Below are 23484 nucleotides of genomic sequence, written 5' to 3'. Positions count from 1 at the left end.
GCGGCGCTTGATCGCAAGCAGCCCGCCACTACTGCTGAAACGCAATCGACAGGCACAAAAAAACCGTGCCCGGATCACTCCGGTGCACGGTTTTTTTTATCGCTGCGTCTTACTTGTTCACAGCGTCGGTCAGGCCTTTGGCCACAACCAGCTTGATCACTTTCTTGGCAGGGATTTCGATGGCAGCGCCAGTCGATGGGTTACGGCCAGTGCGGGCAGGACGCTCGGTCACTTTCAGCTTGCCGATACCTGGCAAAGTGATTTCGGCACCGTTTTCCAGCTGATCGGCAACGATTTGGCCCAGTTGGTCCAGAGCGGCACGCGCGGTGGTTTTCGGCGCGTCGATAGCTTCAGCGATGTCGGCGATCAGTTGGTCTTTAGTAAGAGCCATGTAGTGTTCCTTCCCTATCAAATTCATATGGATTGCAGAGTGCAGTGTCAGCCATCGAGCCCGATCTTCTGGATCTGGCACCCTCGGCGATAACCACGACGAGTCGGGGTTATAGATGCCGAAATCAGGGTTTGGTTCGACCTGACAAATGCTGAATGCACGCTTAACGCAGTGACTACGCGTAAGACCGGGCAAAACTAGCACAGAGACAAGGAAATATCCGCCTCTAGCTAGCCAAATGGTCAGGTTTATTGCGCTAAATCGGTAAATAAATGCATAAGCGCCGCCCCATGACCCCGAATTGCCCTTCAGCCCGCGCCAAAACCAGTGGTTGCGGTACACTGAGCGCTTTTTCGGGGGAGCCCGCCCTCCTCCCTTTCACTTGCCGAGAAGCCCATGCCGATCCGTCATTGCATCGTCCACCTGATCGACAAAAAACCCGATGGCACGCCCGCAGTCCTGCATGCCCGTGACTCTGAACTGGCCGAGTCCGCCGCCATCGAGAACATGCTCGCCGACCTCAACGAGAGCTATAACGCCAAACAGGGCAAAGCCTGGGGTTTGTTTCATCCGGAGTCCGGTGCGTTCCCGTTCAGCGGCTGGCTGAAGGAATACATGGAGGGTGGCAAGGACTTCACCGCGTTCAGCAAAGTCGCGGTCGAGCACCTGCAAAAGCTGATGGAAGAGTCGAACCTGTCGGTAGGCGGCCACGTACTGTTCGCCCATTACCAGCAAGGCATGACCGATTATCTGGCCATCGCCCTGCTGCACCACAGCGAAGGCGTGGCGGTGACCGATCAACTGGACGTGACCCCGTCGCGCCACCTGGATCTCGGCCAGTTGCACCTGGCGGCGCGAATCAACGTCTCCGAGTGGCAGAACAACAAGCAGTCCAAACAGTACATCTCGTTCATCAAAGGCAAGAACGGCAAGAAGGTCTCGGAATACTTCCGTGACTTCATCGGCTGCCAGGAAGGCGTCGACGGCCCGGGCGAGACCCGCACGCTGCTCAAGGCCTTCAGCGACTTCGTCGAGAGCGAAGACCTGCCGGAAGATTCCGCCCGCGAGAAGACCAAGACCCTGGTCGACTACGCCAGCAGCCAGGCCAAGCTCGGCGAACCCATGGGCCTGGAAGAACTCTCGGAGCTGATCGACGAAGAACGCCCGAAGGCCTTCTACGATCACATCCGCAACAAGGATTACGGTCTGTCGCCAGAGATCCCGGCGGACAAGCGCACGCTCAACCAGTTCCGCCGCTTCACCGGCCGCGCCGAAGGCCTGTCGATCAGCTTCGAAGCGCATCTGCTGGGCTCGAAGATCGAATACGACGAAGAGGCCGGCACACTGGTCATCAAAGGTTTGCCCACCTCGCTCACCGATCAGCTGAAGCGCCGCAACTGATGCTCGGCAATGTGCTGAAGAAGGTTGCGCTGGTTCTGCTGGTGGTCGTGGTCTATCAGAACTGGGGCAAGATCGAACGGGTGTTCAACCCATCGCAGATGGCGTCCGAGCAGGTCCGCGCCAACGCCAAAGTGGTGCTGTACACCACAGACTGGTGCGGTTACTGCAAGCAGACCAAGCGTTTTCTCGATCAGAAAGGCATTCCGTTCAAGGAATTCGACATCGAGAAGGACGCCGAGGCACGCAAGGCGTACGAAGCGCTGGGCGGGCGCGGGATCCCGCTGATCGACGTCAATGGCACGTTGATTCGCGGGTTTGATCCGGACGACATTCTCGCCGCACTGAAATGAACGAGGGAGCCAATCGGCTCCCTCAGTTGTTTCAGCGTTTCTCGATCCGGAAACCGAACCGCGGGAAGTGCACATGCACTACGCCACCGCGTTCGTCTTCACGGCGCAGGATCAGTTCTTCACGACCGGCAAATACCAGCTCGCCGGCAACCGGATCAACGCCGTAGTCAGTGGCCGCGATCACGACTTGCTGGCCCGCTTCGAATCCGTTCGGATCGACAAATACTTCTTGCGGCAACGCCGCCGGGGTCGAACTGCGCGCAACTTCCAGCGCTTCTTCCGACGTCATCGCACTCGCCGCACCATGGCCGAAGCCCAGCACTCGCCCGAGCCACGCGGACACCGCCGGGTAGTCATCCACCAACGGTGCGGTGACGTGCGTAGCCTTGAGGAACCACAGCGGATGCGCCATGGCGAAGTCGGCTATCGACGGCTCACCGAACAGGAAGTCACCCTCCTCGCGCTGCAGCTGCTGCTCCAGGCGCGCCATGATGGTTGGCCAATTGTGCTTGGCTTGCTCGGCCGAAATTTTGGTCGCGCTGCCACCACTGAACAGTCCGGCACGATCGGCGAGGAAGGCCTTGATCGCTTCCGGCGGCAACTTGCCGAAACGTACCGCCACCGATTCCGGCTGGAACACCAGGCTCACTGCGTGCTGGAACACCACAGAATCAGCCCAGGCAGCGAAACTGGCGGCGATCATTTCCTGACCTTCCGGGAAGAACGAAGGCTGGGCCTTTTCCTGCTCGAGGCGGCGGGCGATCAGCGCGGTGTCGCAATAGATATCGGCGCCAATCTGCAGCACCGGGGTCTTGCGGTATCCACCGGTCAGGGCGGTCAGGTCCGGTTTGGGCATCACCGGCGAGATGTGCACCGAACGCCAGGACAAGCCCTTGAAACCCAACAGCAGCCGGGCCTTTTCGGCAAAGGGAGAGGTCGGGTAATGATGGAGGATCAACTCGGACATGCTCGGCTCCGCCGCACAGGAAGTGAACCCGCAGCTTAGCGCGCAATTCGTTCGCAGCCTACGGATCCGGCTGATGGGAACTGATCAGTCAGGTTGATAAGGCACTCGAGAGTGCTCGAAAAAAACCGTCTCAGCCGAAACCGAGACGGTTTTCCCACTGCAATGGCCTTACATCAGGTCATCGAAGTGATCTCGCAGGAACTCGTAAAAGCGAAACGCTTTGAACGACCTCCATACGAGGCTCAGAGTACGCAGCAAAAGCTTCATACGTTTTGGCCTCCGGTTGGGGGCCAAACCTCCAGCGTGCTTACCGGACCACGTACGCCTTCGGAAGACACGTCAATATCTCCTGTGAGGCGGCCGGTTGTGATACCCCCTGAAAAATCATTCCGGCACGGGAGCAACTCCGTGTCTGAGGGCATGAAACCGTTACGCCGATCGGCCAGACCTCAATGGTTGCACTGCCATGTGAGCGGACGGATCGTAACCGGGTTTCTGAACCTTCGCTTAAACAAATAAACTCAAAATTGAGTTTATTTGGTAGGCGTGCCTTCAGGCTTGCTCAGTGACGCAAAGAGGAATATTCTCCGCCTACGTCAATGTCTCCTGTGAGATCAGTAAACCCGGCCGCAAACCGAGGTTTACAGAAAAACCGCCCCGCAAAGGCGGTTTTTTTTTCGCCTGTCGTTTGCCTGAAAGCGCCGCTTCGATGTGCAGGGGTTTCTACCGTTCGCACCTGATCAGTCCGGCCGATAAGACGCCACCAGACACTCCTTCGCACTCTTCCTGAGCTTCTTGATCAACCGCTCCTGGCGCAACGCATCACTCTTGTCGCGGCACAGCTCGGTATAGACCAGCGCCATCGCCGGGCTCGAGAGAAAGAATCGCGCACCCTTGCCGCTCCGGTGCTTGGCGAAACGGCGCACGGGATCATCGCTGATCCCGCAGTACAGCGAACCGTTGGCGGCACGAACGAGGTAGACGAACCAGGACTTGCTCGCTGGAACGTCGGCTTCGGGAGGATTTTCGCTGAGGCTGGTCACGGGGCAATTCAGGCGCAAGGGAAACAGGCGGCGATCTTATCAGCGACTCGCCTGAAATGCCTTCAGCCCTTTCAGCGCCTGGGCGCGGACAGCGTTGCGCACCAGCGGCGTCCAGCCCAGCAGCAGGCCCTTGAAGCCCAGTGCCTGGCGAGACCAGCGCCACAGGTCGAACTGGTCATGGTGTTCACAGATCTTGCCGTCACGGAAGACGAAGCGCGCCTGGATGTCGTTGATCACGACGTTGCCGGTCTGGCTGAACAGATAGGTCGCCACCCAGTGGGCACCGCCGCTGCGCTCGTCGGCGCGGACGTTGTCGAAGGTCAGGGAGAAGTCCTTGGCCCGGGTGGTGAGCATGCGCCACATGTCGCCGGCATCGCGCCCGCGCAACTCGCCGAAGGCCGGGTCGCTGAACACTACGTCGTCGGTGTAGCAGGCGGCCATGGCCTCGGCGTCGAGGCGCTGGAAAGCCTGGTAGAAACGGGTGATCAGGGCACTGTGGGCTTCTTCGCTCATGGGCAATCTCCAGGAAATGTACAGATTGCCAGCACGATAATCCGCAAACGCCCGAAACACTATCGGCATTCGCATTCCGAATACCGACAGTGTCGTGCGCGTCAGACCTTTTCGCTTTCCACCTGCACGTAAAGCGCTCGCCCGGCACCGAGGCCGGCGAGGATCGCACCGGCACCGACGATGCCAAAGATCCAGCCCACGGCGTTCCAGCCGCCGGTCCAGTCGTGCACCACGCCGACCGCGAACGGCCCCATGGACGCGAGGGTGTAGCCGAAGCCTTGGGACATGCTCGACAGGTTCGCCGCAACGTGGGAGTCCCGCGAGCGCAACACGATCAGGGTCAGCGCCAGACTGAACGTACCACCCTGCCCCAGTCCCAGCAGGATCGCCCAGCCCCACAAGCCTTCGATCGGCGCATAGAGGCAACCGAACAGGCCGCCAAGGGTCAGCGCCATTACCACCACGATCGCCAGCCGCTGATCCTTGCCGCGTGTGGCCAGCCACGGCGCCGCCAGCGAACTGGCGAGCTGGATGATCACCGAACCGGACAGCACCAGACCGGCCTGAGTCGGCGTAAGCCCGCGACCGATCAGGATCGACGGCAACCAGCCGAACACGATGTAGGCCAGCGACGATTGCAGGCCCATGTACAAGGTCACCTGCCAGGCCAGCGGATCACGCAGCAAGCCGCGCACCCGGTAGGCGACATTGTGTGCACCTTGCTTCTGACCGATTTGCGGCAGCCAGAACACCGCAGCAACCAGAGCCGGAATCACCCAGAAACCCAGGCCCATGGCCCAGCTGTGATCGAAGTGCTCGCTCAACGGCACGGTCGAACCCGCCGCCATGGCCGCGCCCAGGCAGAGGGCCATGGTGTAGACACCGGTCATGGTGCCGGCGTGTTTGGCGAAGTCGCGCTTGACGATGCCCGGCAGCAGCACGCCGATGATGCCGATACTCGCGCCACCCAAGACACTGCCGGCAAACAGGCCGATTTCACCGAAGTTGCTGCGCAGGATGATGCCGCCAGCCAGTGTCAGCAGAATCCCCAGCACCACCCGCTCGGCACCGAAACGTCGCGCCAGCACCGGAGCCAGCGGAGCGAACAGACCAAGGCACAGCACCGGCAACGTCGTCAGCAACCCCGCTTGTGCAGCAGACAGACCAAGACTTTTCGACACTTCACTGAGCAGTGGCGCCATGCTCGACAGCGCCGGGCGCAGGTTCAACGCCACCAGAATCAGCCCCAGCAGCAACAGCCACGGGCGCCGCACCTGCGGATGACTTTGCTGCACCTGCTCGTCATCGGCCTCGGCATCGATCAGCAGCTCCTCCAGTTCGGCGGTGCGCTTGGGGGCGTTGGAAGCTTCAGGGCGGGACATGGTTTTCTCGGTTTCAGGGTTCATTGATCAGTTGCCTCGACAGGGCTTTGGCCCGTTCCGGATCGCGCTGTTCGACGGCTTCGAACAGCGCGATGTGCAAATCGAAGACTTCCTGTCGACGAGGGACGATGTTCAGGGTCTGACGCAGTTGCGCGCCGACGATGCTGGAGAAATAGCGATACAGCTCGCTGAGCGTCGGGTTGTGCGCGGCATCCACCAGACGGCGGTGAAACACCAGGTCACAGGCGATGTAGCTGTCGAGGTCACCGTGATAGTGGCTGCCAGCAACGCCAAGCGCCTCGCGCAGGCCCACCAGATCCTTATCGGTGCGGCGCAACGCCGCCAGGCCGATGGCCTCGACTTCAAGGATGTGCCGGGTTTCCCGGGCCTGATCCAGCGAGCATTTGGACAGCGCCTTGAGCGTGTCCATCGGATCGACCACCGCCCGCAGGTAACTGCCGTCGCCCTGGCGGATTTCGATCAGCCCGGAGAACGCCAATACCCGCATCGCCTCGCGCACGGTATTGCGGCTGATGCCCAGTTCGGCGCACAGCTCGGGCTCGGTCGGCAAACGCTGACCGACCTGCCAAGTGCCGTCGGTGATGCGCTGACGCAATTGATCCAGGGCCTGGTCGACCAGGGATCGCTTAATCAACAAAGAGTTTTCAGACATGTAATTCGCCCTGTCATCCAATCATGGGATGAATTTGCTGACAGGGTAGTCAGATTCTTCAAACAGGGCAATCGGTAAAATCCGGGCAAAAATAAACCCGGAACTGAGTCCGGGTTTATTTCAATGCCTGAATCGGATCAATGCAGAATCTGACTCAGGAACAGCTTGGTCCGATCATTCTGCGGATTGTCGAAGAAGTCGTTCGGTGCCGCCTGCTCGACGATCTCGCCCTTGTCCATGAAGATCACGCGGTTGGCCACGGTGCGGGCGAAGCCCATTTCGTGGGTTACGCAGAGCATGGTCATCCCGTCTTCGGCCAGGCCGATCATGGTGTCGAGAACCTCTTTCACCATCTCCGGGTCGAGTGCCGAAGTCGGCTCGTCGAACAGCATGATTTTCGGTTTCATGCACAGCGCACGGGCAATCGCCACACGCTGCTGCTGACCGCCGGACAGTTGGCCCGGAAACTTGTGCGCCTGCTCCGGAATGCGTACGCGCTCCAGATAGTGCATGGCGATTTCCTCGGCCTTGCGCTTGGGCATCTTGCGCACCCACATCGGCGCCAGAGTGCAGTTCTGCAGAATGGTCAGGTGCGGGAACAGGTTGAAGTGCTGGAACACCATGCCGACTTCACGGCGGATCGCTTCGATCTGCTTGAGGTCGTTGGTCAGCTCCACGCCATCGACCACGATGCGGCCCTGCTGGTGCTCTTCCAGACGATTCAGGCAGCGGATGGTGGTGGACTTGCCGGAACCCGACGGGCCGCACAGCACGATACGCTCACCCTGCCTGACGTTGAGGTTGATGTCTTTCAGCACGTGGAACTGGCCGTACCACTTGTTTACGCCCTGCATCTGAATGATGCCTTCAGGGCCCACTGGCTTTTTGATTGCTTCGCTCATCGAAAAAACTCCTAACGCTTGTGGCCAGTGTCGAGCTTGCGTTCCAGATGCATGGAATAGCGCGACATGCCAAAACAGAAAATCCAGAACACCAGGGCGGCGAACACGTAGCCTTCGGTGGCCATGCCCAGCCATTTCGGATCGGCAGCGGCTTGCTTGACGCTGTTGAGCAGGTCAAAGAGGCCGATGATGATCACCAGGCTGGTGTCCTTGAACAGCGCGATGAAGGTGTTGACGATGCCGGGAATCACCAGCTTCAGGGCTTGCGGCAGAATCACCAGGCCCATGGCGCGCCAGTAACCTAGGCCCATCGCGGCCGCGGCTTCGTACTGGCCTTTGGGGATCGCTTGCAGACCGCCGCGCACCACCTCGGCAACATAGGCCGACTGGAACAGGATCACGCCGATCAGTGCCCGCAGCAGCTTGTCGAAGTTCATGCCTTCGGGCAGGAACAGCGGCAGCATCACCGACGACATGAACAGCACGGTGATCAGCGGCACGCCGCGCCAGAACTCGATGAACGTCACGCAGACCACACGAATGGCCGGCATGTTCGAGCGTCGTCCCAGGGCCAGCATGATCCCCAGCGGCAACGCGCCGGCGATACCGACGGTGGCGATCACCAGGGTCAGCATCAGACCGCCCCACTGGCTGGTGGCAACGGCGCTCAGGCCGAACACGCCGCCATGCAGCAGGCACCAGGCTACGATCGGATAGACCACCAGGAAGCTCAGCCCGTACACCGCTTTACGCGGCACACGCTTGATGAACAGCGGTGCAACGCCGATGACCGCCAGCCACACCGTCAGGTCCACGCGCCAGCGCAGATCCGCCGGGTAGTAGCCGTACATGAACTGGCCGAAACGCTGCTCGATGAACACCCAGCAGGCGCCCGCCTTGGTGCAGTCGGCGCGGGTGGTGCCGACCCAGTTGGCATCGAAGATCGCCCAGCTGAGCAACGGCGGAATCACCAGGTAAATCAGGTAGAACGCAAACAGGGTCAGCAGGGTGTTGAGCCAGCTGGAGAACATGTTCGCGCGGATCCACGCCATCGGGCCGAAGACCTTGGCCGGCGGTGGCATGTCGGGTTTGAAAGTATGAGTACTCATGCGCTATTCCTTACCGCTCGATCAGCGCAATGCGCTTGTTGTACCAGTTCATCAGCAGGGAAATGCTGATGCTGATCGCCAGGTACACGCTCATGGTGATTGCAATGACTTCGATCGCCTGGCCGGTCTGGTTCAGCACGGTGCCAGCGAACAGCGAAACCATTTCCGGGTAACCGATACCAGCCGCCAGCGAGGAGTTCTTCGCCAGGTTCAGGTATTGGCTGGTCAGCGGCGGAATGATCACCCGCAGCGCTTGCGGAATGATCACCTTGCGCAGGGTCGGACCGTTGCGCAGGCCGAGGGAACGGGCCGCTTCGGTCTGGCCGTGGCTGACCGACTTGATCCCCGAACGCACGATCTCGGCGATGAACGCCGCGGTGTACACGGTCAGGGCCAGGGTCAGGGCCAGCAGTTCCGGGATCAGTACCCAGCCGCCGACGAAGTTGAAGCCTTGCAGCTTCGGCATTTCCCAATGCAGCGGAGCGCCGAAGATCAGCGCGCACAGCGTCGGGATCACCAGGAACATCGCCAGGCCGACCCAGAACTTGTGGAACGGCTCGCCGGTTTCCTCGAAACGTTTGTTGGCCCAGCGGCTCATCAGCACGATGGCAACGATCGCCACCACGATGCTGACCACGAACGCCCAGAAGCCGTCGGCCATCTGCGCGGCCGGCATGTTCAGGCCACGGCTGCTGACGAAGAAGGTGTCACCGAAGTTGTGACTGTTGCGCGGCCCCGGCATGGTCAGGAACACCGCGAAATACCAGAACAGGATTTGCAGCAGCGGCGGAATGTTGCGGAAGACTTCCACATACACGGTCGCCAGTTTGCTGATGATCCAGTTTGGTGACAGCCGCGCCACACCGATGATGAAGCCCAGCAGGGTCGCCAGGATCACGCCGATGAAGGTCACCAGCAAGGTGTTGAGCAGACCGATCACGAACACGCGGGCATAGCTGTCCGCTTCGGTGTAGGAGATCAGGTGTTGAGCGATGCCGAACCCGGCACTGCGCTCCAGAAAGCTGAACCCGGACGTGATGCCCCGGTGCTGCAGGTTGGTCTGGGTGTTATCGAACAGATACCAGCCCATGGCGACCACCGCCACGACGGTGATGATCTGGAATAGCCACGCACGCACACGCGGATCGCTGAGGCTGAACCTCTGCTTTGGTGCGCCGATTGAATTTTGCATGAAGTGCCCCGCAAGAAATGGAACAGAACATCACCCGGCGGTTGGCCCGCCGGGTGATAGAACCATTAGCGCACTGGTGGTGCGTACTGAATGCCGCCGTTGTTCCACAGCGCGTTCAGGCCACGGTCGATTTCCAGCGGAGTGCTCTTGCCGAGGTTTTTCTCGAAGATTTCGCCGTAGTTACCTACCTGGGAAACGATTTTCACCACCCAGTCCTTCGGCAGTTTCAGATCCTTGCCGTACTCGCCGTCGCCACCCAGCAGACGGGCAACGTCCGGGTTCTTGGTGGACTTGGCTTCTTCGAGTACGTTTTTCGAAGTGATGCCGGCTTCTTCAGCGTTGAGCAGCGCGTAGCCGACCCAGCGCACGATGGCCAGCCACTCGTCGTCGCCGTTACGCACGACCGGGCCCAGAGGTTCCTTGGAAATGGTTTCCGGCAGAACCACGTAGTCCTTCGGCGAAGCCAGCTTGCTGCGCTGGGCGAACAGCTGGGACTTGTCGGAGGTCAGCACGTCGCAACGACCGGATTCCAGCGACTTGGCGCTTTCATCGGAGGTGTCGAAAGTGATCGGGGTGTACTTCAGGCCATTGGCGCGGAAGTAGTCGGAGACGTTCAGCTCGGTAGTGGTACCGGCTTGAATGCAGATGGTCGCGCCGTCGAGTTCCTTGGCACTTTTCACGCCCAGCTTGTTGTTGGCCAGGAAGCCCACGCCGTCGTAGTAAGTGATAAAGCCAGGGAATTTCAGGCCCATGCCCGCGTCACGGGAGCTGGTCATGGTGGTATTACGCGACAGGATGTCGATCTCGCCGGACTGCAGCGCGGTGAAACGCTCCTTGGCGTTCAACTGACTGAACTTGACCTTGGTCGCATCGCCGAACACGGCAGCGGCCACGGCACGGCAGACGTCGGCGTCGATGCCGAGGATCTTGCCGGTCGAATCCGGTACGGAGAAGCCCGGCAGACCGTCGCTCACGCCACACTGCACGAAACCTTTCTTCTGTACCGCATCCAGGGTTGCACCCGCCTGAGCGAACCCGCTGACACCCAGTACTGCAGCAGCAGTCACGATCGCCAGCGTGGATTTCAACATCTTCATTCAAACCTCCAGTTTTGCTCTTGTTGTGTCGGAGCTTGAGTCCAGTCGCACCCTTTTGAGGCGTTGTTGACCCGTGTTGGCTTTTTATGGGGTCAACCGACGCAGGACCTTCGCTATGAGTCTAGTAGGAGAAAATCCACATCATGGACAACTCACTTCTCACCAGTCGGCCGAACGGGCGGTAGCCCTTTCACGTTCGCGAAGCCCGTTGCGGCCATTGGCGAACATCCATCACCGGATTCTTTGCTATCCCGTCGCCGGGCGTTCACTGATAGTGTTACCGCCAGGCGCGAGATCGATTGCACGACTACCTCATAGCAAAGCCCGTACCACACCGCTCGCTGAAGCGATTGAGCGACAGGTCAATAGCAAAACTTGTAGCCTTGCGACATCTTCTTAACGGATCAACCGGGCGCGCACCCCAATCACGCACTTAATGAGAGCGCCCGCACATTTTTGGAGCAGCCATGACCGAGCCCTTGATTCTTCAGCCTGTTAAGGCAGCCGACGCCTGCGTGATCTGGCTGCACGGCCTCGGCGCCGACCGCTATGACTTTTTGCCGGTGGCCGAGGCTTTGCAGGAAAGCCTGCTGAGCACGCGCTTCGTCCTGCCTCAGGCGCCGACCCGCCCGGTGACCATAAATGGCGGATATGCCATGCCGAGCTGGTACGACATCAAGGCCATGAGCCCGGCCCGGGCCATCGACCGCGATGAGCTGGAAGCGTCCGCCGATCACGTCATCGAATTGATCGAACAACAGCGCGCCAGCGGAATAGACGCTTCGCGGATTTTCCTGGCCGGTTTTTCCCAGGGTGGCGCCGTGGTCTACCACACCGCGTTTCTGAAATGGCAGGGACCGCTGGGCGGCGTGCTGGCGTTGTCGACCTACGCGCCGACCTTCAGCGACGAACTGGAGCTGTCCGCCAGCCAGCAACGGATTCCGGCGCTGGCGCTGCACGGCCAGTTCGACAACGTGGTACAGAACTCCATGGGCCGCACGGCGTATGAGTATCTGAAGGCCCATGGTGTCACCGTGACATGGCAGGAATACCCAATGGAGCACGAAGTGTTACCCGAAGAAATTCGCGACATCGGCGTATGGCTGAGCGAACGCCTGCGCTGATCGTCCGGGCCCCGTTTTTCCGGTGGTCGGGCCCCTTTGATCATCCCACTACGCCGCGCCCGTTTCTTGCATTACACTGGCCGGCGTACATTCCTTAACCAATTGATGAGATGACCGTGCTCAAAGCACTCAAGAAGATGTTCGGTAAAAGCGAGGCTGAGCAGCTCGCGCCCGCTCCCAATGCGCCGTCGCACGCCCCCGGCCATCGCAGCGATGGCAAACAGGCCGACCGCCAGGCTCCCGTAGCCACACCGAAACGCGAACCGAAAACCGACCCTGTCGCCGCACCGGTCACTGAACCGGCCCGCAGCGAAGCACCCAAACCGGCCAAGCCACGCCGCGAACCGAAGCCCAAGGCGCCGGTCATTCCCTGGAAACTCGAAGATTTCGTCGTCGAGCCACAGGAAGGCAAGACCCGTTTCCACGATTTCAAGCTCGCCCCGGAACTGATGCACGCCATCCACGACCTGGGTTTCCCGTATTGCACGCCGATCCAGGCCCAGGTGCTGGGTTTCACCCTCGCCGGCAAAGACGCCATCGGCCGCGCCCAGACCGGTACCGGCAAGACCGCCGCGTTCCTGATTTCGATCATCACCCAGCTGTTGCAGACCCCGCCGCCGAAAGAGCGCTACATGGGCGAGCCACGGGCGCTGATCATCGCGCCGACCCGCGAGCTGGTGGTGCAGATCGCCAAGGACGCCGCCGACCTGACCAAGTACACCGGCCTCAACGTCATGACGTTCGTGGGCGGCATGGACTTCGACAAGCAGCTCAAGCACCTCGAAGCCCGCCACTGCGACATCCTCGTCGCGACCCCGGGCCGTCTGCTCGACTTCAACCAGCGCGGCGACGTGCATCTGGACATGGTCGAAGTGATGGTGCTGGACGAAGCCGACCGCATGCTCGACATGGGTTTCATCCCGCAAGTGCGGCAGATCATTCGCCAGACCCCGCCGAAAAGCGAACGCCAGACCCTGCTGTTTTCCGCGACCTTCACCGATGACGTGATGAACCTCGCCAAGCAGTGGACCACCGATCCTGCGATCGTCGAAATCGAGGTCACCAACGTGGCCAACGAAAACGTCGAACAGCACATCTACGCGGTGGCCGGCGCCGACAAATACAAACTGCTCTTCAACCTGGTCAACGACAACGGCTGGGAGCGGGTCATCGTATTCGCCAACCGCAAGGATGAAGTGCGCCGCATCGAAGAACGTCTGGTGCGCGACGGCATCAACGCCGCACAACTGTCCGGCGACGTGCCGCAGCACAAACGGATCAAGACACTGGAAGGTTTCCGCGAAGGCAGGATCCGCGTGCTGGTCGCCACCGACGTGGCCGGTCGCGGCATTCACATCGACGGTATCAGCCATGTGATCAACTTCACCCTGCCGGAAGTCCCGGACGACTACGTGCACCGCATCGGCCGTACCGGTCGCGCGGGCGCCGATGGCGTTTCGATCAGCTTCGCCGGTGAAGACGACTCCTATCAGTTGCCGTCCATCGAAGAAAAACTCGGTCGCAAGATCAGCTGTGAAACGCCACCAACGCATCTGTTGCGGGCGGTTGAGCGCAAACGTCCACAGTAAGCGACGCCATAAAGAGAAGCGCAGCCGGCAACGGACTGCGCTTTTTTTTTTCGCCCGGATATTGTTCAATAAAACTAAAAGTCCATAATGGACAAATTAGTTTACAAACAGTCTCCGGAGTTCGACATGTCCAGTACGCCGTACGTGATTGATCAAACCCAGGCCCGCGAGCTGTTGGCCCGGATCGATGTGCCGCAGATCCTGCGCAAGCTGTTCCGCGATCTGGCAGCCGGGCATGCGGTGCAACCGGCGCAGCAACTGGTGGAATTCCCTCAGGGCGCCGGGGACTTCATCAACTATCTGGGCGTGCTGGCAGAAGACGGCGTGTACGGGGTCAAGACTTCGCCCTACATCGTTCGCGAACAAGGCCCGCTGGTGACGGCGTGGACGCTGCTGATGTCGATGCAGACCGGCCAGCCGCTGCTGCTCTGCGATGCCGGTGAACTGACCACCGCACGCACCGCTGCGACCACAGCTGTCGCTGTCGATGCCCTGGCCCCTTCGAACGCAAAACGCCTGGCGATCATCGGCAGCGGCAAGGTTGCCCAGGCACATCTGCACTACGTCAAATCGTTGCGCGACTGGCAGAGCATCTGCGTGTACTCACCGACTTTGAGCGAAGACCCGGCCACCACCCGCCAACTGCAGACCCTCGATCCACGGGTAAGCATCGCCGACAGCCGCGAAAGCGCCATCGCCGAGGCAGACGTGATCATGCTTTGCACCTCCTCCGCAGGACCTGTGATCGACCCGGCAACCCTGAGCAAACCGGCGCTGATCACCTCGATCAGCACCAACGCACCGCGCGCCCACGAAGTGCCGCCGCAGAGCCTCAACGACATGCAGGTGTTCTGCGACTATCGTCTGACCACGCCGGGTTCCGCCGGCGAAATGCTGATCGCCAGCGAACAGCACGGCTGGGACAACCGCGCGATCCTCGGTGACCTCGCGGATCTGCTCAGCGAAAAAGTGCCGCGTCCGGATTACAACCGTCACGTGTTCTTCCGCTCCATCGGCCTGGGCCTGGAAGACATCGCCCTGGCCAACGCCGTCTATCAATTGCAGCGCTGACACCGGAGATTTTCATGAGTCATGCAGATTTCATCATCATCGGCGGCGGAATCGCCGGCGCGTCCACCGGTTTCTGGCTGTCGCAGCACGGCAAGGTCGTGGTGCTGGAACGTGAATCGCACCCGGCCTATCACTCCACCGGGCGTTCGGCTGCGCTGTTCACCGCTGCTTATGGCACTCCGCAGGTTCGGGCGCTGACCCAGGCCAGCCGGGCGTTTTTCGATCACCCGCCCAGTGGTTTCTGCGAACATCCGCTGCTGACCCCGCGCGGTGAAATGACCGTGGATTTCACCGGTGACGCCGCCGAACTGAACAATCAATACCTGAGCGCCAAGGCCACGGTGCCGGAGATGCAACTGCTCAGCGCCGAGGAAGCCTGCGCGCGGCTGCCAATCCTGCGTCGGGAAAAAGTCCACGGTGCGATCTACGACCCGACCGCCAGCGACATCGACACCGATGCTCTGCATCAGGGCTATCTGCGCGGCATTCGCCGCAACAACGGGCAAGTCCTGACCGATTGCGAAGTGCTCGGGCTGAGCCGTGATGCCGACGGCATCTGGCAAGTGCAGACCAAGGGCCAGACCTTCAGCGCGCCCATCGTGATCAACGCCGCAGGTGCCTGGGCCGACAAGATCGGCGCTCTCGCCGGTGCGCGGCCGCTGGGCCTGCAACCGAAACGCCGCGCCGCGTTCATCTTCGCCGGCCCCGAAGGCGTGGATATTCATCACTGGCCGATGCTGGTCAGCCTCGACGAATCGTTTTACATGAAGCCCGACGCCGGGATGTTCCTCGGCTCCCCGGCCAATGCCGACCCGGTCGAGCCCCATGATGTGCAGCCGGAAGAACTGGACATCGCCATGGGCATCTACCAGATCGAAGAAGCGACGACCCTGACCATCCGCCGCCCGACCCGCACCTGGGCCGGACTGCGCAGTTTCGTCGCCGACGGCGATTTGCTTTCCGGGTTCGACCCGCAGGTGCCGGGGCTGTTCTGGGTCGCGGCCCAGGGCGGTTACGGCATCCAGACTTCGCCGGCGATGGGCCAGGCCAGCGCAGCGCTGGTGCGCGGTGAATCGCTACCCGAGCACCTCAAGCAGTTCGGCCTGAACGCCGCCATGCTCGCCCCTGCCCGCCTGTCCTGACCGCCCACCCGGATGACTCGCCCAACGGATTGCGGCACACTCGCAACGCCCCCGGACCACGGGGGCGTTGACGTTGCCTGGAGCTCCACAGTTATGACCGCCCCCGAACAAACGCCCGAGCCGAATGACGCCGCGCTGGATAACTACCACGCCATCGCCGATGCCATCGCCACCCTGTTCTTTCCCCACGCCGAAGTGGTGCTGCATGACCTGCGCACGCAGAAGGTCGACTACATCGCCAACAACCTGTCGAAACGGGTGATCGGTGATGAATCGTCGCTGGAAGACATGCTCAGCGACGACGTCAGCGAACGAAACATCGGCCCGTACGAAAAGCTCAACTGGGACGGCCAGAAGATTCGCAGCCTGAGCACCGTGCTGCGCGACAGCGAAGGGCGTCCGCTGGCGGTGCTGTGCATCAACCTGAATATTTCACTGTTCGAGAACGCCAAGGCTGCGCTGGATCTGTTCCTCTCGCCGAGCAAACTGATCCCGCAACCGGACTCGCTGTTTCGCGATGACTGGCAGGAGCGCATCAACACTTTCCTGCACGCGTGGCTACGGGAACGGCAACTGAGCCTGAATCTGCTGACCCGCGATCACAAACGCGAACTGGTGCTGGCGCTGCACGCCGAGGGCGCGTTCAAGGGCAAGAGCGCCTCGAACTACGTGGCCAATGTGCTGAACATGGGGCGGGCGACGGTGTACAAGCATTTGAAGGAATTGAAGGGCTGAAAGCGTGCAGCCTGCGATGGCAGGCTGCACATTTTGAAACTCAGTCGCCGTAGATGTCCGACTTGAAGTACTTCTCGGAAATCTTCTGATACTCGCCACTGGCGCGAATACCGTCGATGGCAGTGTTCAACTGACTGACCAGATCGGTATTGCCCTTGCGCACCGCGATCCCGGCGCCCTCACCCACGTATTTCGGGTCTTTAAGCTCAGGCCCGACGAAGGCGTAACCCTTGCCGCGTGGCATCGACAGGAAATCGGTCAGCGGAATGGTGTCGGCGAAAATCGCGTCGAGACGGCCGGCCGCCAGGTCCATGTAGATTTCTTCGTTGTTGCCATAGCGCTTGACGGTGATGCCCTTGGGCTCGAACACCTCGGTGGCGTAGCGATCGGTGGTGGTCGCACGCTGTACGCCAACGGTCTTGCCCTTGAGGCTGGCGTACTGGTCATCGACGGTCGCGCCTTCCTTCATCACCAGCCGCGACGAGGTGAAATAGTACTTGTGGGTGAAGTCCACGGACTTCTTGCGATCCTCGTTGATGGTCATGGACGACAGCGCCATATCGATTTTCTTCACTTTCAGGGAAGGAATCAGACCGTCGAACTCGCCCTCGACCCACACGCACTTGACCTGCATCTGCGCGCACAACGCATTGCCGATGTCGTAGTCGAAACCGACAATTTCGCCCTGGTCGGTTTTCGAGGCGAAGGGCGGATAGGCCGCTTCGATGCCGATGCGCAGGGTTTTCTCGGCGGCAAACACGCTGCTGCACGCCAACAGGCTCAGCGCCAGACCGGTGATGAGGGGGAGTTTCTTCATGTTCGTTCTCTCGCGGGTTGTTGTTGGTTTGGCAAGACAGAAGAAAGAGCTGAAACGGGAAAAGCTTTATTTGTACTTGTAAATCCATACTGGACTTTTACGTACAAATCGTCAATTGGACAAACGCCATCGGCGTCAGCCGATGGTCGGGAGTCGAGGGGAGATTGATTGGGGAGAGGCGTTACTGCTTCCAGCGATCCGCCGCCGCATGATCGCTGTCACGGCCTTCGACCCAGCGCGGACCATCGCTGGTGTTCTCTTTCTTCCAGAACGGCGCGCGGGTTTTCAGGTAATCCATGACAAAGGCGCAGGCGTCGAATGCCGCCTGACGATGGGCGCTGGCGGCGCCGACGAACACGATCGGTTCACCCGGCTCCAGCGCCCCGATGCGGTGCAGCACTTCCAGCTTCAACAGCGGCCAGCGCTGTTCGGCCTCGACGGCGATCTTGCCCAGGGCTTTCTCGGTCATGCCCGGATAGTGTTCGAGGAACATTCCCGCGACATCGAGGCCGTCATTGAAGTCGCGCACGTAGCCGACAAAACTCACCACCGCGCCGACGCCGACATTCGCGGCGTGCATCGCGTTGACTTCAGCGCCAGGATCGAACGCGGTGGACTGCACACGAATCGCCATGTCTCAGCCTCCGGTCACGGTGGGGAAAAACGCCACTTCGTCGCCATCGACCACTGGTTCGTCGAGCTGGCACAGGTCTTCGTTGCGCGCACACATCAGGTTCTGTTCGCTCAGCACCTCGGCGCCGTCACGCTTGGCGAGCAAGGCGCGCACGTCTTCGACTGTCGCGAAATCGCCCTCGACCTTCACCGAATCCACACCCAAGGCCTCGCGGTAACGGGCAAAAAACTTCACGGTCAGGTTCATGGCTGCTCCGCCTGGAAGTGCCCGCTCTTGCCGCCGACTTTCTCCAGCAGGCGCACGCTTTCGATGGTCATGCCGCGATCCACGGCCTTGCACATGTCGTAGATCGTCAGCGCGGCGACGCTGGCGGCGGTCAGCGCTTCCATTTCGACGCCGGTCTGCCCCGAAAGCTTGCAACGGGCCACGATGCGCACGGCATCGTCGCCTTCGGCGCTGAGTTCGACCTTGACACCGGTGAGCATCAGCGGATGGCACAGGGGAATCAGGTCACTGGTTTTCTTCGCCGCCTGAATGCCGGCGATGCGCGCCACGGCGAACACGTCGCCCTTGGGATGGCCGCCGCTGACGATCATCTGCAGGGTGTCGGGCAGCATGCGCACCAGCGCTTGGGCCGTCGCCTCGCGGAACGTCACGGCTTTTTCGGTGACGTCGACCATGTTGGCGCGACCTTGGGAATCGAGATGAGTCAGCACGGGATTACTCCTGATCAGGAGCGCCGATTGTAAACCCGAGGGTCAGAATTGCGCACACAAAAAACCGGGCGACTTTGCAGTCGCCCGGTTCCATTTGGCGGGTTATAGATGGGATTCGGCGTATTCGGCCAGAATCGAGCGAGGCACCCCTTGCAGCGTGATGTGTACGCCGTTGGGGAAGTCTTTGAAACGTTCGGTCAGGTAGGTCAGCCCGGAACTGGTCGCGGACAGGTAAGGGGTATCGATCTGTGCCAGGTTGCCCAGGCACACCACTTTGGAACCGGCGCCGGCCCGGGTGATGATGGTTTTCATCTGGTGCGGCGTGAGGTTCTGGCATTCGTCGATCAGGATCAGGCTCTGCTGGAAGCTGCGACCGCGAATGTAGTTGAGCGATTTGAACTGCAACGGCACTTTGCTGAGGATGTAGTCGACGCTGCCATGGGTGTTTTCGTCATCCATGTGCAAGGCTTCGAGGTTGTCGGTGATGGCGCCGAGCCAAGGCTCCATTTTTTCCGCTTCGGTGCCGGGCAGGAAGCCGATTTCCTGGTCCAGGCCCTGCACGCTGCGGGTGGCGATGATGCGGCGATAACGCTTGCTGACCATGGTCTGCTCGATCGCAGCGGCCAGCGCCAGGATGGTCTTGCCGGAACCGGCGGCGCCGGACAGGTTGACCAGGTGAATGTCCGGGTCGAGCAAGGCGTACAGCGCCAGGCTCTGATAGATGTCACGCGGCTTGAGGCCCCAGGCTTCCTGATGCAACAGTGGTTCCTGGTGCAGATCAAGGATCAGCAGACGGTCCTCTTCAATCTCCTTGATCCAGCCGACAAAGCCCTGCTCATCGATGATGAACTCGTTGATGTGCACGGCCGGCAGGTTGTCGATCAGTTGCACCTGGTGCCAGGTACGGCCATGGTCCTGACGGGTTTCGACCTTGCTCACGCGGTCCCAGAAGGAGCCGGTCATGTTGTGATAGCCGTTGGGCAGCAGGGACACGTCATCGACCAACTGGTCGGTGCTGTAGTCCTCGGCGTCGATCCCGCAGGCCCGCGCCTTGAGGCGCATGTTGATGTCTTTGGTGACCAGCACCACCGGTTTCTTCGGATCGCGGGTGTGCAGGTCGATCAACTGGTTGATGATTTTGTTGTCGTTCAGGTGCTCGGGCAGAATCAGGTTCGATTCGGCCTGTTTGCTCATCAGAATTGACAGCAACCCTTTAGGCCCGCCCTTTCCGCGCTGGATCGGCACCCCTTGCTCGACGTCTTCGGGCGAGGCATCGCCCAACGTCTTGTCGATCAGCCGGATGGCCTGACGGCATTCGGCGGCCACGCTGTGATGCCCGCTCTTGAGCTTGTCCAGCTCTTCAAGCACGGTCATCGGGATCGCGACGTGGTGTTCTTCGAAATTCAGCAGGGCGTTTGGATCGTGAATCAGTACGTTGGTATCGAGTACATAAAGGATTGGCTGGTTGGAGGAAGGGCTACGTCCGTGATCATCCATACTCGGTCACCTTTGTGGGAGCCATTCGACGCAATACCTGGGCGGTGCTGCGCCTCGAAGTGACTGCCGAATCCACCTGCGAAGCTTTTGTTCGGAATAGCAGGTGAATTGCACACAAAATGGGTCTTGGAAGACGCCACCTGTGTTGCAGGTTTCGGCGGTCTGACTTCGTAATACTCCAAAACCCGTGACAGAAAAAAGCACTTTGACGCTTTTTTGAAGTTTATTTTGCAAAGTGACGAAAAGCCCTTGGCGGACCGCCCTGCCCCCGTTAGAGTCGGAAGTCCGCCTGCATCGAATCCTGCAAAAATTTTACCCCAAGCCCAATGTTTCCGGGCTCTTGCCGTTTGTCAGCGAAAAGCGTCCTGACAGTCTTCCCAGCCGATGCCGCTTTGCGCGGTCTGTGTGATCAGCCACGGCAACGCCGTCTTCACCGCGTCCTGCCTGATGTTGAAATTGATCACTCCGTGCCGCCACAGCAGCATCAGGGTCAGCACCCGCTGCGCGCTGGGATTGCCCTTGAGTTTGCCGGCGCCGTCCTGGGCATCGATGTCCCACAGCGCCACTTGCAGGCCCTGATTGCGCAAGAAACTGCCAGCATCACTGCGGCGCTGCCCCTCCGGTGGACGGAACAGCGGTACGTAGCTTTCCGGCAGCTTGCTCTTCACCAGATCGCTGCTGCGGCGCACCGAGTCCTGCCAGTCCTGCCAGTGGCTGTGGGAGCGGAACTCCCAGCCCTGTACGCCCACGCAGAGTTTCGAGAATTCCGATTGCAGGTTGTTCACCGAGCGATCCGCCAGCCGCGCCTGCACATCCTTGCCCAACAAAAAGAAGGTGCCGCTCAGATTGGATTTGCGCAGGTAGTCGGCGATCCAGTCGGTGTTGTCCGGCTGCAGGTTGGCGGCGCTGTCGAAACTCAGCAGGAACAAGCGGTCGTGCATGTCGTCGCCGTTGCGCTCGTAGTCACCGAAATGATCGACTTCGCTGGTGGTCTGCGGCGACAGCGCCGCCTTGCGCATCAGTTCATCCAGATACTGCTGATGGAAAATCCGGCTCGGCTCGGCCCACTTCGTGTAATAGCTTTCCTCGCTGACCACGAACTTGGCTGCCTGCTCGCGCAGGGTCGGCAGGTCTTCGACGAGGAAGCAGAAGGAGGCGTCCTGATCGCAGCTCTGCTGGGCGTAGTTGTAGCTGGTCAGCAACCGCTGCCACAGACGCTCGCGCAGGCTGTTGATCGCCTCCAGATTGACCGTGCGCAGCCCCAGACGCTGGGCCAGCGCGGCCTCATCCAGTGCTTCGCTGCCCAGCAGGCCCCGGGCGAACATCAGGACTTCCGCCCGGGAGGCGACGTCGAACAGGGTCGGGTTGTCGAGTTTCTCCGGCCAGGTACTGCGATCAAGCGTGGCAATATCGCCCGGCGCCGCGACGGCCCCGAAGCTCAACAGCCACACGGTGAATAAAAGAACAATGCGCAAAGGGGTGTCTCCATAACAAAACCCGCGCGGCACTATAGCCGATCCGGCTGGCGAACCGCCGATCACCTATGGACCTGATAGCTGGAGTCATCCGCCCCAACCCCCTAGAATCGCCCCCACGATTAAAGGAGACGACTTCATGCTGATGGTGATTTCCCCCGCCAAGACCCTCGATTACGAAACACCGCCGGCGACCCAGCGCTTCACCCAGCCGCAATACCTCGACCATTCCCAGGAGCTGATCCAGCAGTTGCGCGAACTGAGCCCGGCGCAGATCAGCGAACTGATGCACGTCTCCGACAAGATCGGCGGCCTCAATGCTGCACGCTTCGGCAGCTGGACACCGGCGTTCACCCCGGCCAACGCCAAACAGGCACTGCTGGCCTTCAAGGGTGACGTCTACACCGGGCTCGACGCCCAGAGCTTCAGCGAAGCCGATTTCGACTACGCACAACAGCACCTGCGCATGCTCTCCGGCCTTTACGGCCTGCTGCGCCCGCTCGACCTGATGCAGCCGTATCGGCTGGAAATGGGTACCAGACTGGCCAACGCACGGGGCAAGGACTTGTACGCGTTCTGGGGCACGCGCATCAGCGAATGGCTGAACGAAGCGCTGGCCGACCAGGGCGATGACGTGCTGCTGAACCTGGCCTCCAACGAGTATTTCTCGGCGGTCAAGCGTACGGCCCTGAACGCGCGGATCATCAACACCGAGTTCAAGGACCTGAAAAACGGCCAGTACAAGATCATCAGCTTCTACGCCAAAAAGGCTCGAGGCCTGATGAGCCGCTTCGTGATCCAGGAACGCATCAACGATCCGGCGGCCCTCAAACAGTTCGATGTGCAGGGTTATCGCTTCAGCGCCGAACAGTCGAAACCGGACAATCTGGTGTTTCTGCGCGATCACGCACCCGAATAAAGCATGCCCATTGCACGACTCTTTATATAAAGAGTCGTGCACCTCGCACGACGTCAAAAAAACCTCCCTTCTTTTCGCCGACTTCTTGGCGCCATAAAAACATCACCCCCATTTCTATCTTTTCTTTCACTCGACAGTTGTCATTTTTTTCAGTAGTGGCACCCAAATTTTTTCCGGGTAGTGGCACAAAACCATCTAACGCGATTATCTGCCTATTAATAAAGGGCGAAATGGAAAGTGCTATCAATATGAGAGCAGTGCCATCTTTCTCAATATTTCAAAAAATTTCAGATTTCGCGATGAGCGGACAGGAACTATGTCCAAATGCATAGCTCATACCACCGGTAACGATTCTCGCCGAATATGTACGAGATAACTTACGCAGAGATCAAAACCATGTAACCAAGTTGTCACAGCAACTTGCCTGAATGGATAACAACTCTGGACAACTAGCGAAGGACAGGAGATACGCACCATCAATATCCCCTACAAGGCCAAGGCCGCGCCCTTATAAACGTGCTCGCCTGAGCACCCGACCGCCCGATCTACAGGCCTTCGCCTGACATCGGGCGCGCAATACGAGATTGCACAAGAGTCCTCTTGCCAGAGGATCCGCTGCATAACAGGGCATGTCACAACAATAAGGCCTGGTTGCGCACATCTTGAGTGCACTTATTTAGACACTCGAAACTTAGTATGCCTGCACACGGCATTGTGACGCCTGCAAATCACACTTTCGAGTGCA

General features: G+C 60.1%; 24 protein-coding genes. 8 read left to right on the top strand and 16 right to left on the bottom strand.

Annotated elements, in window-relative coordinates; all coding sequences use genetic code 11:
• Positions 1–109: 109 nt before the first annotated feature.
• Positions 110–391 carry an HU family DNA-binding protein gene (locus IF189_RS05155; protein ID WP_007957357.1) on the bottom strand — a complete coding sequence of 94 codons (282 nt, stop codon included), beginning with the start codon at positions 389–391 and terminating at the stop codon, positions 110–112.
• Positions 392–787: 396 nt separating this feature from the next.
• Here IF189_RS05155 and yejK point away from each other — a divergent pair, with 396 nt between their 5' ends.
• Together yejK and IF189_RS05145 are read left to right on the top strand one after the other, a co-directional pair.
• A complete protein-coding gene (gene yejK, locus IF189_RS05150; protein ID WP_007957356.1) occupies positions 788–1792 on the top strand; it encodes a nucleoid-associated protein YejK in 1005 nt (334 codons plus the stop codon).
• Positions 1792–2142: a glutaredoxin family protein gene (locus IF189_RS05145; protein WP_085729721.1), complete on the top strand. Its 351-nt coding sequence runs from the start codon at positions 1792–1794 to the stop codon at positions 2140–2142. The genes yejK and IF189_RS05145 overlap by 1 nt, the downstream gene beginning before the upstream one ends.
• A gap of 31 nt (positions 2143–2173) precedes the next feature.
• On the opposite strand, the gene IF189_RS05140 is transcribed toward IF189_RS05145, so the two are convergent.
• From IF189_RS05140 to IF189_RS05100, 9 genes are all read right to left on the bottom strand, one after another.
• Complete coding sequence (locus IF189_RS05140; protein WP_134825572.1) at positions 2174–3109, bottom strand: glutathione S-transferase family protein; 936 nt, start codon at positions 3107–3109, stop codon at positions 2174–2176.
• 740 nt (positions 3110–3849) lie between these two features.
• Entirely contained in the window at positions 3850–4152 is a 303-nt protein-coding gene (locus IF189_RS05135) for a GIY-YIG nuclease family protein (protein ID WP_134825571.1), read from the bottom strand.
• Positions 4153–4191: 39 nt separating this feature from the next.
• Positions 4192–4665, bottom strand: coding sequence for a nuclear transport factor 2 family protein (locus tag IF189_RS05130; protein ID WP_163974074.1), 474 nt, complete (start codon positions 4663–4665; stop codon positions 4192–4194).
• A gap of 101 nt (positions 4666–4766) precedes the next feature.
• Positions 4767–6071: a CynX/NimT family MFS transporter gene (locus IF189_RS05125; protein WP_134825569.1), complete on the bottom strand. Its 1305-nt coding sequence runs from the start codon at positions 6069–6071 to the stop codon at positions 4767–4769.
• On the bottom strand, positions 6061–6720 hold the full coding sequence (locus tag IF189_RS05120; RefSeq protein ID WP_192552933.1) for a FadR/GntR family transcriptional regulator: 660 nt from the start codon (positions 6718–6720) through the stop codon (positions 6061–6063). Before IF189_RS05120 ends, IF189_RS05125 begins: the two co-directional genes overlap by 11 nt.
• Before the next feature lie 137 nt (positions 6721–6857).
• Complete coding sequence (locus IF189_RS05115) at positions 6858–7622, bottom strand: amino acid ABC transporter ATP-binding protein (protein ID WP_114881492.1); 765 nt, start codon at positions 7620–7622, stop codon at positions 6858–6860.
• A gap of 11 nt (positions 7623–7633) precedes the next feature.
• The gene (locus IF189_RS05110) at positions 7634–8731 is read right to left on the bottom strand and encodes an amino acid ABC transporter permease (RefSeq protein WP_096819186.1); all 1098 of its coding nucleotides are present in this window, start codon (positions 8729–8731) and stop codon (positions 7634–7636) included.
• A 10-nt stretch (positions 8732–8741) separates the two neighbouring features.
• On the bottom strand, positions 8742–9923 hold the full coding sequence (locus tag IF189_RS05105; protein WP_192552932.1) for an amino acid ABC transporter permease: 1182 nt from the start codon (positions 9921–9923) through the stop codon (positions 8742–8744).
• 65 nt (positions 9924–9988) lie between these two features.
• On the bottom strand, positions 9989–11020 hold the full coding sequence (locus IF189_RS05100; protein ID WP_085711685.1) for an amino acid ABC transporter substrate-binding protein: 1032 nt from the start codon (positions 11018–11020) through the stop codon (positions 9989–9991).
• A gap of 467 nt (positions 11021–11487) precedes the next feature.
• Between IF189_RS05100 and IF189_RS05095 the strand changes: the two genes are divergently transcribed.
• From IF189_RS05095 to IF189_RS05075, 5 genes are all read left to right on the top strand, one after another.
• Complete coding sequence (locus IF189_RS05095; RefSeq protein WP_085711686.1) at positions 11488–12144, top strand: alpha/beta hydrolase; 657 nt, start codon at positions 11488–11490, stop codon at positions 12142–12144.
• 110 nt (positions 12145–12254) lie between these two features.
• Positions 12255–13733 (top strand): ATP-dependent RNA helicase RhlB, encoded by a 1479-nt coding sequence (rhlB, locus tag IF189_RS05090; protein ID WP_192552931.1) that lies wholly within the window; start codon positions 12255–12257, stop codon positions 13731–13733.
• Between the two features lie 126 nt (positions 13734–13859).
• Positions 13860–14804: an ornithine cyclodeaminase family protein gene (locus IF189_RS05085; RefSeq protein ID WP_192552930.1), complete on the top strand. Its 945-nt coding sequence runs from the start codon at positions 13860–13862 to the stop codon at positions 14802–14804.
• A gap of 14 nt (positions 14805–14818) precedes the next feature.
• Positions 14819–15946 (top strand): NAD(P)/FAD-dependent oxidoreductase, encoded by a 1128-nt coding sequence (locus IF189_RS05080; protein WP_192552929.1) that lies wholly within the window; start codon positions 14819–14821, stop codon positions 15944–15946.
• A 93-nt stretch (positions 15947–16039) separates the two neighbouring features.
• Positions 16040–16681 carry a transcriptional regulator gene (locus tag IF189_RS05075; protein WP_085711690.1) on the top strand — a complete coding sequence of 214 codons (642 nt, stop codon included), beginning with the start codon at positions 16040–16042 and terminating at the stop codon, positions 16679–16681.
• 40 nt (positions 16682–16721) lie between these two features.
• On the opposite strand, the gene IF189_RS05070 is transcribed toward IF189_RS05075, so the two are convergent.
• The 6 genes from IF189_RS05070 to IF189_RS05045 form a co-directional block, all read right to left on the bottom strand.
• Positions 16722–17498 (bottom strand): ABC transporter substrate-binding protein, encoded by a 777-nt coding sequence (locus IF189_RS05070; RefSeq protein ID WP_192552928.1) that lies wholly within the window; start codon positions 17496–17498, stop codon positions 16722–16724.
• A 181-nt stretch (positions 17499–17679) separates the two neighbouring features.
• Positions 17680–18132: a molybdopterin synthase catalytic subunit MoaE gene (moaE, locus tag IF189_RS05065; RefSeq protein ID WP_085711692.1), complete on the bottom strand. Its 453-nt coding sequence runs from the start codon at positions 18130–18132 to the stop codon at positions 17680–17682.
• Positions 18133–18135: 3 nt separating this feature from the next.
• Positions 18136–18378 (bottom strand): molybdopterin converting factor subunit 1, encoded by a 243-nt coding sequence (moaD, locus tag IF189_RS05060; RefSeq protein WP_114881486.1) that lies wholly within the window; start codon positions 18376–18378, stop codon positions 18136–18138.
• Entirely contained in the window at positions 18375–18848 is a 474-nt protein-coding gene (gene moaC, locus IF189_RS05055; protein WP_007957321.1) for a cyclic pyranopterin monophosphate synthase MoaC, read from the bottom strand. The genes moaD and moaC overlap by 4 nt, the downstream gene beginning before the upstream one ends.
• Before the next feature lie 102 nt (positions 18849–18950).
• Complete coding sequence (locus tag IF189_RS05050; protein ID WP_085711694.1) at positions 18951–20345, bottom strand: PhoH family protein; 1395 nt, start codon at positions 20343–20345, stop codon at positions 18951–18953.
• Between the two features lie 350 nt (positions 20346–20695).
• Entirely contained in the window at positions 20696–21820 is a 1125-nt protein-coding gene (locus tag IF189_RS05045) for a polysaccharide deacetylase family protein (RefSeq protein ID WP_192552927.1), read from the bottom strand.
• A 139-nt stretch (positions 21821–21959) separates the two neighbouring features.
• On the opposite strand from IF189_RS05045, the gene yaaA reads away from it, so the two are divergent.
• Positions 21960–22739: a peroxide stress protein YaaA gene (gene yaaA / locus IF189_RS05040; RefSeq protein WP_192552926.1), complete on the top strand. Its 780-nt coding sequence runs from the start codon at positions 21960–21962 to the stop codon at positions 22737–22739.
• Positions 22740–23484: the final 745 nt, after the last annotated feature.

The sequence above is a fragment of the Pseudomonas sp. IzPS59 genome, assembly GCF_014863505.1.
Classification (GTDB): domain Bacteria; phylum Pseudomonadota; class Gammaproteobacteria; order Pseudomonadales; family Pseudomonadaceae; genus Aquipseudomonas; species Aquipseudomonas kribbensis.
Note: the sequence above shows the minus strand (reverse complement) of the source record. Positions and strands in the feature narration are given on the sequence as shown.

What these genes read in the sequence shown, in the direction of transcription:
- IF189_RS05155 (WP_007957357.1), bottom strand. Translation starts at nt 391, where the DNA reads ATGGCTCTTACTAAAGACCAACTGATCGCCGACATCGCTGAAGCTATC.
- yejK (WP_007957356.1), top strand. Translation starts at nt 788, where the DNA reads ATGCCGATCCGTCATTGCATCGTCCACCTGATCGACAAAAAACCCGAT.
- IF189_RS05145 (WP_085729721.1), top strand. Translation starts at nt 1,792, where the DNA reads ATGCTCGGCAATGTGCTGAAGAAGGTTGCGCTGGTTCTGCTGGTGGTC.
- IF189_RS05140 (WP_134825572.1), bottom strand. Translation starts at nt 3,109, where the DNA reads ATGTCCGAGTTGATCCTCCATCATTACCCGACCTCTCCCTTTGCCGAA.
- IF189_RS05130 (WP_163974074.1), bottom strand. Translation starts at nt 4,665, where the DNA reads ATGAGCGAAGAAGCCCACAGTGCCCTGATCACCCGTTTCTACCAGGCT.
- IF189_RS05125 (WP_134825569.1), bottom strand. Translation starts at nt 6,071, where the DNA reads ATGAACCCTGAAACCGAGAAAACCATGTCCCGCCCTGAAGCTTCCAAC.
- IF189_RS05120 (WP_192552933.1), bottom strand. Translation starts at nt 6,720, where the DNA reads ATGTCTGAAAACTCTTTGTTGATTAAGCGATCCCTGGTCGACCAGGCC.
- IF189_RS05115 (WP_114881492.1), bottom strand. Translation starts at nt 7,622, where the DNA reads ATGAGCGAAGCAATCAAAAAGCCAGTGGGCCCTGAAGGCATCATTCAG.
- IF189_RS05110 (WP_096819186.1), bottom strand. Translation starts at nt 8,731, where the DNA reads ATGAGTACTCATACTTTCAAACCCGACATGCCACCGCCGGCCAAGGTC.
- IF189_RS05105 (WP_192552932.1), bottom strand. Translation starts at nt 9,923, where the DNA reads ATGCAAAATTCAATCGGCGCACCAAAGCAGAGGTTCAGCCTCAGCGAT.
- IF189_RS05100 (WP_085711685.1), bottom strand. Translation starts at nt 11,020, where the DNA reads ATGAAGATGTTGAAATCCACGCTGGCGATCGTGACTGCTGCTGCAGTA.
- IF189_RS05095 (WP_085711686.1), top strand. Translation starts at nt 11,488, where the DNA reads ATGACCGAGCCCTTGATTCTTCAGCCTGTTAAGGCAGCCGACGCCTGC.
- rhlB (WP_192552931.1), top strand. Translation starts at nt 12,255, where the DNA reads ATGACCGTGCTCAAAGCACTCAAGAAGATGTTCGGTAAAAGCGAGGCT.
- IF189_RS05085 (WP_192552930.1), top strand. Translation starts at nt 13,860, where the DNA reads ATGTCCAGTACGCCGTACGTGATTGATCAAACCCAGGCCCGCGAGCTG.
- IF189_RS05080 (WP_192552929.1), top strand. Translation starts at nt 14,819, where the DNA reads ATGAGTCATGCAGATTTCATCATCATCGGCGGCGGAATCGCCGGCGCG.
- IF189_RS05075 (WP_085711690.1), top strand. Translation starts at nt 16,040, where the DNA reads ATGACCGCCCCCGAACAAACGCCCGAGCCGAATGACGCCGCGCTGGAT.
- IF189_RS05070 (WP_192552928.1), bottom strand. Translation starts at nt 17,498, where the DNA reads ATGAAGAAACTCCCCCTCATCACCGGTCTGGCGCTGAGCCTGTTGGCG.
- moaE (WP_085711692.1), bottom strand. Translation starts at nt 18,132, where the DNA reads ATGGCGATTCGTGTGCAGTCCACCGCGTTCGATCCTGGCGCTGAAGTC.
- moaD (WP_114881486.1), bottom strand. Translation starts at nt 18,378, where the DNA reads ATGAACCTGACCGTGAAGTTTTTTGCCCGTTACCGCGAGGCCTTGGGT.
- IF189_RS05050 (WP_085711694.1), bottom strand. Translation starts at nt 20,345, where the DNA reads ATGGATGATCACGGACGTAGCCCTTCCTCCAACCAGCCAATCCTTTAT.
- yaaA (WP_192552926.1), top strand. Translation starts at nt 21,960, where the DNA reads ATGCTGATGGTGATTTCCCCCGCCAAGACCCTCGATTACGAAACACCG.